We start from the raw sequence: 8,015 nt of genomic DNA, 5'->3' as shown, positions 1-8,015 counted from the left end.
GCGCAGGCGCGCGCCGTGGTGGCCGCCGGCTCGTCGGCGCAGCTGCCGCAGCTGACGCTCGGCACGCGCGATGCGCGCCAGCGCATCTCGGCGAACCGGCCGCTCAGCAGCTACAACTCGACCAACTTCTCGACTATCCAGAACGACTTCACGCTGTCGCTGTCGGCCAGCTACGAGGTCGACCTGGCCGGGCGGGTGCAGCGCAGCGTCGAGGGTGCGCGCGCCTCGGCCGAGCAGTCGGCTGCTGACCTGGAGAACACGCGGCTGCTGCTGACGGCCGAGCTGGCGGTCGACTACTTCAGCCTGCGCGCGCTGGACACCGAGCTGGACGTGCTGTCGCGCTCGATCGCGTTGCAGCGGCGTTCGCTGGAGCTGGTGACGGCGCGGCACGACCTGGGCGCGGCCTCGGGGCTGGACGTGGCGCAGCAGCAGGCGCTGCTCGACACGACGCTGACGCAGGTCGACGTGCTGCGCCGCCAGCGCGCGCAGTTCGAGCACGCGATCGCGACGCTGACCGGCACGCCGGCGCCGTTGTTCTCGATCGCGCCCGAGGCGAAGGTGTTCGAGCCGCCGGCGATCCCGCTGGGCGTGCCGTCGGACGTGCTGCAGCGCCGGCCCGACGTGGCGGCGGCCGAGCGCGCGATGGCGGCGGCGAATGCGCAGATCGGCGTCGCGAGCGCGGCGTTCTACCCGAGCGTGATGCTCGCGCCCTCGGTCGGCTACGAGAGCCGCGACCTGTCGACGCTGTTCAACGCGCCGAGCCTGCTGTGGTCGATCGGCGTGTCGGCCGCGCAATCGGTGTTCGATGGCGGGCGGGCGCGCGCGAACGTCGACTTCGCGAAGGCCGGCTACGAGGTGACGGTGGCCAATTACCGGCGCGTGGTGCTGACCGCGATGCAGGAGGTGGAAGACGGCATCACCGGGCTGGCCGCGCTGGACCGCGCGAGCGCGCAGGCGCAGACGGCGGTGGCCTCGGCGCGCCGCGTGCTCGACATGGCGACCAGCCGCTACGAAGGCGGCGCGTCGACCTACTTCGACGTGATCACCGCGCAGCAGGCGCTGCTGGCCAGCGAGCGCCAGGCGGCTCAGCTGCTAGGGCAGCGGCAGCTGAGCTCGGTGTTCCTGGTGAAGGCGCTGGGCGGTGACTGGCAGGGCGGGGTGCGGGCCGCGGCGAACTGATCCACCGGCATCGGACATTCGACCGATGCCGCTGCCGCCCTGATCCGGGAACAGTACGGGACTCGATTCCACAGGAGTTCCCGAATGTTCCTCACCTTGTCTTCTTCCCTCTCTTCCAACGTGCTGCCGCGCATGGCGTCGGCGCTCGCCCTGGTGGGCGGCCTGCTGCTCGCCGGCACGGCCTCGGCGGCCGACCCCAGCGTGCACATTCGCGGCGAAGTCGTCGCGGTGCGCGACCACCAGGTCGACATCAAGGCCCGCAACGGCGCGGTCACCACCGTGCAGCTGCCCGACGGCTACCAGGTCATGGACGTCTCGAAGACCAGCCTCGCCGCGGTCAGCGAGAACAGCTACCTCGGCATCGCCGCGGCGCCTGCGGCCGGCGGCAAGGTCCGCGCACTCGGCGTGATGGTGTTTCCCGAAGGCGCCCGCGGCCTGAACGAAGGCCACTTCCCGTGGGACCTGGCCAAGCGCAGCACGATGACCAACGCCACCGTCGCGAAGCTGGTGAAGAAGGGCAGCACCAGCGAGCTGGAGATGCGCTTCGGCGACAAGACGCAGGCCGTGCTGGTCGACAACGCCACCGTGTTCGGCCAGTTCGTGCCGGGCCAGCCGGCGCTGGTGGTGCCTGGCGCCAAGGTGATGGTGATCGGCCAACCGACCGACGGTGGTCCGGTGACCGCCCGCATCGTGCTGGTCGGCCGCGACGGCTTCATTCCGCCGATCTGAGCCATGGACGCGCCGGGCAACGATCGGCCGCCCCGCTGGGTCCGTGCGACCCACTGGATCCATGCGGCGAGCTTCTTCACGCTGCTCACGAGCGGCTGGCAGATCTACGCGGCCGACCCGTTCTGGCTGCCGCCGTTCCCCGCGTGGGCAACGCTCGGCGGCTCGTTGCCCGGCGCGCTGCAATGGCACTTCGCCGCGATGTGGGTGTTCGTCGCGAACGGGCTGGTGGCGGTGGTCACGCTGATTGCCAGCGGTCGCCTGCGCCGGCTCTACCTGTCGGTGAGCGGGGCGGGCTTCCGGGCGGACCTGAAGCGCTTCCTGCGCAACCCGTTCGACCACGGCGACGGCGGCCGCAACGCGATCCAGAAGCTGGCCTACCTGGGCGTGCTGGTGGTGCTGGCGCTGGAGGTGGCTTCGGGCCTCACCCTGTGGAAGCCGGTGCAGTTCCAGGCGCTGTCGGCGCTGCTCGGCGGCTACGAGATGACGCGCCGCATCCATTTCACCGGCATGGCGGCCTTGGCGTGCTTCGTCGTCGGGCATGTGGCGTTGGCGCTGGCGTCGCCGCAGCTGCTGTTGCCGATGCTCGGCCTGCGCCGGAAGACACGAAAGGAGACGCGATGAACCGCACGCCTGCCGATGAAGATGCCGCATGGAGGCTGCTGTCACGCGAGCTGCAGGCCCGCGGGGTCGCGCTCGATCGGCGTGCCTGGTTGCGCCTGTCGCTGGCGGGCGGCGCGTCCGCGCTGCTGGCCGGCTGCGACGTGACCGACACCGAGGGCATGCAGGCGGTGCTGCGGCGCATCTCGCGCTTCAACGACGGAGCCCAGGCAGCGCTGCTGCGCCCCGGCCTGCGCGCGCCCGAATACACACCGGCGCAATTGACGAAGCCGTTCCGCTTCAACGCCTTCTACTCGGAAGCTTCGGTGCCCGAGATCGACGAGGCAAGTTGGCGGCTGGAGGTCCGCGGCCGCGTGCAGCATGCTGCCGCGTGGACGCTCGGCGAGATCCGCGCGCTGCCGGTCGTCACCGAGATCACGCGCCTGATCTGCATCGAAGGCTGGAGCGCCATCGGGCAGTGGAGCGGCGTGCCGCTGTCGCACTTCCTGCGCCATGTGGGAGCCGACCTGTCGGCACGCTACGTCGCGTTCCGCTGCGCCGACGGCTACTACACCAGCATCGACATGGAGAGCGCGATGCACCCGCAGACGCTGCTCGCGCACGGCTTCGCCGGAGCGACGCGCCTGCCCGACGAGTTCGGCTTTCCGCTGCGGCTGCGCATTCCGATCAAGCTCGGCTTCAAGAACCCGAAGCACCTGGTCGGCCTCACCGTCACCGACGAGTTCAGCAGCGGCTACTGGGAAGACCTGCACGGCTACAACTGGTTCGGCGGGCTGTGATGCGCTGCCAGCAGCCGGCTTCGCCCTCAGGTGCGCCGCGCCGTCAGCCACTTGGCGGACGGCAAGGCTTCGGCCACCACGCGCACTTCACCGATCTTGCCGAAGAAGCCGTCGGCGCGATCGCCGTCCCAGGAGCCGGCACCGACCACCCAGGGTGAGCCGGCCGACAGCGTGGCCAGCCCCGGCACGTTGCTGGTGTTGCGCAGCACCGGCGCCCCTTCGACGTACATCACGGTGTCGTGCGTCGTCGGGTCGTTGACGATCGCGATGTGCACCCAGGTGTCCGCAATGATCTCGCCCGACCAGCTGGCATCGCCTTCGCGCGCGCCGGTGATGTCGGGCACCACCTCCCACTGCACCTCGCGCAGGCTGGAGATCGCGAACAGCATCGGCGGGGATTCCGGATCGCCGCCGTCGAAGCCGGCCAGATCGCCGCGCTTGCCGTCGCGCGTCATGATGTTCATCCAGGCGTGCTTCGACTTGTCCCAGGCCTTGTCGATCTTGATGAAGGCCTCGATGGTGTARCCGGTGGCGGCGAAGGTGAGTGCGTTGATGGCCGCCGTCGTGTCGGTCAGGAAGTAGCTCATCCGCGGCGTGTTCTTGTCGGTGTTCAGGAACGCCACCGAGCCCGGTGCAGCCGACAGGCGGTGGTGGTCGCTGCTCCAGACGATGTCCGCCGCCTGCGCGCCGACGATCACGCTGGTGTTGAGCGCATCGCGCTTGAGCGGGTTGGCGCCGGTCACGTCAGCGATCTGGGCCCCGGGTGCCACGGCCGCGCCCTCGGTGCCGCCGAAGAAACGCCAGTGCGCGATGGTGGAGGCCACCTTGGGGTAGTCGTCGGTGTCCTTGGCCGCCAGCTGGGTCGGGGCCGCGGGCTCGTCGTAGCCCTTCAGGACCAGGGCCTTGGCCTGCTCCACCAGCGACGATGCCACCGTGGCCTGGCCGGTGCCGAAGCCCGGGTTGAAGCGGGCGAAGCGCTTCGCGAAATCCATGCCGATGGAGAAGCTGTGGTTGGGCTCGGTCAGCACGGCCTGGTCGAAGGCATTCAGCGTGTCTGCCGGCTTCATCGGCACCCAGGGCGAGAACGACAGCACCTTGATCTGCTGGTTCGTCAGGTCGAACTCATACAAGCGCATCAGGCCGTTGCCGCCCTGGTAGGCCATCTGGTAGTCCACCACCATCTCCTCGACCGCGTTGCCGAAGTCGTTGGTCTTGGTCAGGTGGGCGCCCCCATGATGGTGGCCGTTCAGCGTCATGAAGATCTGGTCGTTGTCGCGGATCAGCTTCTCCCACAGCATCTTGCCGTAGCCGGTCTCCAGCGGGCTCACGGCGTCCGGTGCGATGTTCAGCAACTGGTGGTTGACCAGGATGACCGGCAGCGTCGGGTGGCTCGCGATCACGCCGCGCGCCCAGGCGATGCCGGCGTCGGAGATGCGCCACGACAGCGACAGCACCAGGAACTGCTGGTCCTGCGCCTTGAAGACGTGGTACTCGTGGAAGCCGGTGCCGTCGCGCTCGCCGAAGGTGGACTGGCGCTTGGCGCGCTTCGCGCCGAACCATTGCAGGTAGGGTTCGTTGGCCAGCACGCGCTGGGTGTCGGTGCCGGTCGTCGGGCTCGCGTCGTAGTCGACGTCGTTCAGCACGTCGTGGTTGCCTGCCAGGATCGAGTACGGCACCTTGGCCACTTCCAGCACCTGCATCGCGGTGTCGGCCACCTTCCATTGCTCGGGCTTGCCGACCTGGTCCACCACGTCGCCCAGGTGGATGACGAAGGGGATGTTGAGCCGTTGCGCGTTGTCGGCGATCCAGCGGGTCTGCGCGAAGTACGGCTCGCTGCCGTAGTGGCGCTCGTACTGGCTGCTCTCCGTGGACGTGGCGTAGCGTGAATAGAACTGGGTGTCGGGCAACACCGCCAGCGCAAAGCTGGAGATGCTGGTGGATGCGGGCGCGGCGTCACCGTCGCCGCCACCGCAAGCGGCCAGCAAGCCACCGGTGGCGACCGTGGAAGCGGACGCGAGGCTCATCTTGAGCAGGCTGCGGCGCTGGATAGAGGGGTACTTGTTCATGGAAACCACTCTAGGGGCGCCATATGCAGTTGCCGTGACAGTTCGATGATCGCGCGCACGCAACACCGGGTCACTGCGTTGTCACGAGGCGTTCCTAGGATCCATCCCTTTTTGCGAAGGAATCCATCGTGTTCATGTCCCATCGGATCAAGCTTCTGTCGTTGTTGTTGGGAGGCGTGTCCCTGATCTACGCCTGTGGCGGTGATGGCGACAGCGGCAGCAGCCCCGTCAACGAGCCGGCCGGCAAGTGGACGGCCGGCGACCTGCACGTGCACACCGTGCAATCCGATGACTCGCGCACGACGCAGACGCTGGACTTCGTGCTGAACAAGGCCTTCGCGACCTACAAGCTGGACTGGATGGCGCTGACCAACCACCTGCGTTCGTCGAAGTACGACAACAACGGCACGCTGCTGGCCACGCCGGTCCCGTTCGCGTACGGGATGGCCTCGTACGAGATCCCGCGCGTCAAGGCGCTGCAGGCCGGCGGCACCTATGCCGACAAGCTGATCTTCTCGGGCTTCGAATGGGACATGCCGACGCATGACCACCTGGGCGTGGCCTTGTTCGAAGGCGCGCCGGCGCTGCAGGCGTCGACCGGCGGCGCGAAGGAGTTCCAGTACGCCTTCACGACGCTGGCGGAGTCGCAGTTCGATCCCGCCGACGTGGCCGTCTGGAAAACGAAGTACCCGCAGCGCTTCAACAGCACGGCCGCGGACGCGCTGCAGGCGATCTCGTGGCTGAAGACGAACTACCCCGCGACCAGCTTCGCGACCCTCAACCACCCGTCGCGCAACCCCGGCAAGTACACGATCAGCGACCTGCGCCAGATGAACGACCTGGCACCCGACATCGTGTTCATGATCGAGGGCATGGTCGGCAACCAGATGGAGCCGAACCGCGGCGGCTACACCTCGGCCTACGTGCCCGAGAACGCGCCGAACCGCACCTACGGCGGTGTCGATGCCATCGTGGCCCAGCTGGGCGGCACCTGGGATGCGTTGCTGGGCGAGGGCCGGCGCATCTGGAACATCGCCGACTCCGATTCGCACTTCGAGATCGACGCGGCCAGCAACAGCAGCGGCTACTACCCGGGCGAGTATTCGAAGAACCACGTCTGGGTGGCCGACGGCCAGGCCGGCGTCGGCGGGCTGACGAAGAGCCTGCGCGACGGCCGCATGTTCGGCGTGTTCGGCGACCTGATCAACGCGCTGGATTTCCGTGTGACCGGGTCCTCCGGCAAGGGCTTCATGGGCCAGGAGATCAAGGTGCCCGCCGGCGAGAGCGTGACGGTCACGATCCGCTTCAAGAGCCCGGCGCTGAACAACTACCAGAAGCCGGTGGACAGCGGCTCGCTCGGCAACATGAAGCCGGTCGTCGACCACGTCGACCTGATCGTCGGCGACGTGACCGCCAAAGCTGCGCCAGGCACGCCGGCCTATGCCGTCGCGGCGAATGCCTCGACCCGCGTGCTGCGCCGCCTCACCGCGGCCGACTGGAAGGTCGATGCCGACGGCTACTTCGCGGTCAGCATCCCGGTCGAGGCGAAGAAGAACCAGTACTTCCGCCTGCGCGGCACCAACCTGGCCCCGGACGTGGCAGGGCTGACCGCCAACGGCGAGCCGCTGGCCGACCAGCAGACCGCCGGCGCCGACAACACCGCCCGCGTGAACGCCATCAATGACCGCAACTATGGCAGCCTGTGGTTCTATTCGAACCCGGTGTTCGTGACGGTCACGCCGTAGGCATCGCTCAGGGCAGCTCGTCGACGTTCTTCGGCCAGCTCGCCTTCAGCAGCCGCGACAGCGCCCGGTCGGCCAGCAGCTTGCCGCCGGTCTGGCAACGCGCGCAGTAATTGGTCTCGTTGTCGGCATGCACGATGCGCTGCACCGGCGTGCCGCACACCGGGCAGGGCTGGCCGAAGCGGCCGTGCACGGCCATCTGCGGGTGGAACGCGGTGACCTTCTCCGGCCAGTCGCCGGCCTCGGCGCGCAGGCGTTCGGTCCACTCGGTGAGCACCGCGCGCGTCGCGTCGAAGAGCTGCGCGACCTGCGCCGGCTGCATCGCCTTCGACAGCAGGATCGGTGACAGCTGCGCGCGGTGCAGGATCTCGTCGGAGTAGGCGTTGCCGATGCCGCTGAACAGCCGCGGGTCGGTGAGCTGGCGCTTCAGCGTGTGGTTCTCGTGCAGCAGGCGCTCGCTGAAGGTGGCGAGGTCGGCGGTCAGCACGTCGATGCCGCCCGGGTCCATCGCCTGCAGCGCTGCGCGGTCGGCCACCACGTGCAGCGATGCGCGGCGCTGCGTGCCGGCCTCGGTGAGCACCAGGGTGCCGCTGTCGAACTCGAAGACGGCGAGGCTGATCTTGCCCGGCGGCTTGCCGCCCGGCGGCAGCCAGCGCAGCCGGCCGGCGATCATCAGGTGGATCACGAGGAAGAGGCCGTTGTCCAGCGCCAGCACGACGCGCTTGCCCAGCCGCTCGATGCCGACCACGGTGCGGCCCTCGGCCTGCGGCAGCGGCGGCTGCGCGGTGCGCAGCAGGAACGGGTGCAGCACCATCACGCGCTGCAGCGCGCAGCCCTGCACCTTTTCGGCCAGGCGCTCGGTGTAGACGGTGATGTCTGGCAACTCCGGCATGGCGCGAGTG

Annotated in this window: 7 protein-coding genes; 5 read left to right on the top strand and 2 right to left on the bottom strand. The window is 68.8% G+C overall.

Features of this window, described 5'->3' with window-relative positions; genetic code table 11:
• From AC1D15_RS11575 to AC1D15_RS11560, 4 genes are all read left to right on the top strand, one after another.
• Positions 1-1,179 (top strand): efflux transporter outer membrane subunit (locus AC1D15_RS11575; RefSeq protein WP_477826083.1); only part of this gene is annotated, 1,179 nt, incomplete at its 5' end.
• A gap of 84 nt (positions 1,180-1,263) precedes the next feature.
• Complete coding sequence (locus AC1D15_RS11570; protein ID WP_047501724.1) at positions 1,264-1,908, top strand: hypothetical protein; 645 nt, start codon at positions 1,264-1,266, stop codon at positions 1,906-1,908.
• A gap of 3 nt (positions 1,909-1,911) precedes the next feature.
• The gene (locus tag AC1D15_RS11565; protein ID WP_477826082.1) at positions 1,912-2,529 is read left to right on the top strand and encodes a cytochrome b/b6 domain-containing protein; all 618 of its coding nucleotides are present in this window, start codon (positions 1,912-1,914) and stop codon (positions 2,527-2,529) included.
• Positions 2,526-3,305 carry a molybdopterin-dependent oxidoreductase gene (locus AC1D15_RS11560; protein WP_477826081.1) on the top strand — a complete coding sequence of 260 codons (780 nt, stop codon included), beginning with the start codon at positions 2,526-2,528 and terminating at the stop codon, positions 3,303-3,305. The genes AC1D15_RS11565 and AC1D15_RS11560 overlap by 4 nt, the downstream gene beginning before the upstream one ends.
• Before the next feature lie 26 nt (positions 3,306-3,331).
• On the opposite strand, the gene AC1D15_RS11555 is transcribed toward AC1D15_RS11560, so the two are convergent.
• Positions 3,332-5,371 (bottom strand): LamG-like jellyroll fold domain-containing protein, encoded by a 2,040-nt coding sequence (locus AC1D15_RS11555; RefSeq protein ID WP_477826080.1) that lies wholly within the window; start codon positions 5,369-5,371, stop codon positions 3,332-3,334.
• Positions 5,372-5,505: 134 nt separating this feature from the next.
• Here AC1D15_RS11555 and AC1D15_RS11550 point away from each other — a divergent pair, with 134 nt between their 5' ends.
• A complete protein-coding gene (locus tag AC1D15_RS11550; RefSeq protein ID WP_477826079.1) occupies positions 5,506-7,116 on the top strand; it encodes an S-layer protein in 1,611 nt (536 codons plus the stop codon).
• 7 nt (positions 7,117-7,123) lie between these two features.
• Here AC1D15_RS11550 and AC1D15_RS11545 read toward each other — a convergent pair.
• Positions 7,124-8,015: Fpg/Nei family DNA glycosylase (locus AC1D15_RS11545; protein ID WP_477826078.1), on the bottom strand; the 892-nt coding region annotated here is incomplete at its 5' end.

It is taken from the genome of Rhizobacter sp. P2_H2, from assembly GCF_056403375.1.
This window is presented reverse-complemented; position numbering and strand designations above follow the sequence as displayed.

Excerpts from the sequence above, each read along its gene's own strand:
- AC1D15_RS11570 (WP_047501724.1), top strand. The coding sequence starts at position 1,264 with ATGTTCCTCACCTTGTCTTCTTCCCTCTCTTCCAACGTGCTGCCGCGC.
- AC1D15_RS11565 (WP_477826082.1), top strand. The coding sequence starts at position 1,912 with ATGGACGCGCCGGGCAACGATCGGCCGCCCCGCTGGGTCCGTGCGACC.
- AC1D15_RS11560 (WP_477826081.1), top strand. The coding sequence starts at position 2,526 with ATGAACCGCACGCCTGCCGATGAAGATGCCGCATGGAGGCTGCTGTCA.
- AC1D15_RS11550 (WP_477826079.1), top strand. The coding sequence starts at position 5,506 with ATGTCCCATCGGATCAAGCTTCTGTCGTTGTTGTTGGGAGGCGTGTCC.